The sequence below is a fragment of the Ornithinibacter sp. genome (assembly GCF_035443565.1).
GTDB lineage: Bacteria > Actinomycetota > Actinomycetes > Actinomycetales > Dermatophilaceae > Fodinibacter.
The window spans coordinates 1,548-3,739 of the sequence record NZ_DAORSO010000155.1 but is presented as its reverse complement, the minus strand read 5'-3'; the positions used below and the strand labels follow the sequence as shown (position 1 = coordinate 3,739).

General features: G+C 71.6%; 2 protein-coding genes. Both read left to right on the top strand.

Annotation, left to right across the window (positions count from 1 at the left end; genetic code table 11):
• The first annotated feature begins 2 nt into the window (after positions 1-2).
• On the top strand, positions 3-1,796 hold the full coding sequence (locus PLL68_RS12320; protein ID WP_502910705.1) for a glycoside hydrolase family 13 protein: 1,794 nt from the start codon (positions 3-5) through the stop codon (positions 1,794-1,796).
• Position 1,797: 1 nt separating this feature from the next.
• The coding region (locus PLL68_RS12315) for a glycerophosphodiester phosphodiesterase (protein WP_324534495.1) at positions 1,798-2,192 on the top strand (395 nt) is incomplete at its 3' end.

Genomic DNA, 2,192 nt, shown 5'->3' with positions numbered 1-2,192 from the left:
CGGTGACTGCGAGCACCCCGAAGCCCCTGACCACCCCCGGCGACGTCGTCCACCCGGCGGACTCCCCCGACGCCCCCTGGTGGCGCGATGCGGTGATCTACCAGATCTATCCGCGCTCGTGGGCGGACGCCGACGGCGACGGCATCGGTGACCTGCCCGGCATCACGGCGCGCCTGCCGTACCTGCGCGACCTCGGGGTGGATGCCGTGTGGCTGAGCCCGTTCTACGTCTCACCGATGCACGACGCCGGCTACGACGTGGCGGACTACCGCGACATCGACCCCCGTTTCGGCACCCTGGCCGACGCCGACGCGATGATCGCGCAGGCCCACGACCTCGGGCTCAAGGTGCTCGTCGACCTCGTGCCCAACCACACGAGCAGTGAGCACGCGTGGTTCCAGGCCGCCCTCGCGGCCGGGCCGGGCAGCCCCGAGCGCGATCGGTACGTCTTCCGCGAGGGCCGCGGTGAGCACGGCGAGCTGCCGCCGAACAACTGGCCGTCGGTGTTCGGTGGGCAGGGCTGGACCAGGGTCACCGAGGCCGACGGCTCGCCCGGCCAGTGGTACCTGCACATCTTCGACACCACCCAGCCCGACCTGAACTGGCACCACCCCGAGGTCCGCCAGGAGTTCCTCGACATCCTGCGCTTCTGGTGCGACCGGGGGGTCGACGGCTTCCGGGTCGACGTCGCGCACGGACTCGTCAAGCGCGACGGCCTGCCGGACTGGGACGGGCCGGTCGGTCTGTACGACGAGGTGGGCGACGACGCCGGTGACGGCACCAGCCCTGCGCAGGTGCACTCCAGCGGTGGCGAGGTGCTCGACCACACCGCCACCGGTGCCGCCCCGATGTGGGACCAGGACGGTGTCCACGAGATCTACCGTGACTGGCGGGCGGTGCTGGACTCCTACGGCGCCCCCGACCGCATCCTGTGCGCGGAGGCCTGGGTGACACCCGAGTCACGCCTGGCCCGCTACGTCCGCCCGGACGAGATGCACCAGGCCTTCAACTTCGACTTCCTCGACGCACGCTGGGACGCCACGGCGATCAGCGCGGTCATCGAGGACTCCCTGCGCAGCAACGACAACGTCGGCGCCCCGACGACGTGGGTGCTCTCCAACCACGACGTCGTGCGGCACGCCTCGCGCCTCGGGCTCGACCAGAACCTGCCGCGCCCCAACGGCATCACGGCGGACGACCCGCAACCGGATGCCGTGCTCGGCCTTCGTCGGGCGCGCGCGGCGACCGCGTTGATGCTGGCCCTGCCCGGTGGCGCCTACGTCTACCAGGGTGAGGAGCTCGGCCTGCCCGAGCACACGACCATGCCGGCTGACGTCCGCCAGGACCCGACGTTCCACCGCACCGAGGGAAAGGTGACCGGGCGCGACGGCTGCCGCGTGCCGATGGCCTGGGCCAAGGACGAGCCGAGCTTCGGGTTCGGCCCGGGTTCGACACCGTGGCTGCCGCAGCCGCAGGTGTACGGCGACCTGGCCGTGGACCAGCAGCAGGGGGTCGAGGGTTCGACGCTCGAGCTGTACCGCGACCTGCTCGCCTATCGCCGCAAGCACCGCTTCGGGCACGGCAGCCTGACGTGGGACGCCCTGAACTCGTCGAGCGTCATCGCGTTCCGCAACACCTCGGGTGACGGCGAGCGCACCCTGCTCGTCGTGACCAACGTCGGCGACTCCCCCGTCACCCTGCCCGAGGGCGACGTGCTCATCTCCTCGGGTCCGCTCGCTGACGACGGGAGCCTGCCGAGCGACACCACCGCGTGGGTCCGGTTGCCGGTGGCCTGAGGTGCGTGCCAGCGACTTCGCCTACCTGGACGCCCCCACCCCGGTCGCCCTCGCGCACCGGGGCGGGGCGGCCTACGAGCCCAACCGCGGCGTCGAGAACACGATGGCGGCCTTCCGGCGGGCCGTCGAGATGGGCTACCGCTACCTCGAGACCGACGTGCACGCGACCAAGGACGGGCAGCTCGTGGCCTTCCACGACACCGTCCTGGACCGGGTCTCCGATGTGTCGGGCGCCGTCGAGGACCTGCCGTACAACGCGCTGCGCGAGGTGCGGATCGGCGGCACCGAACCGATACCGCTGCTCGGGGAGCTGTTCGAGGCCTTCCCCGGCATCCGGGTGAACATCGACATCAAGGCCGACGGTGCGCTCGAGCCGACGGTGCGCGAGGTGCTGGC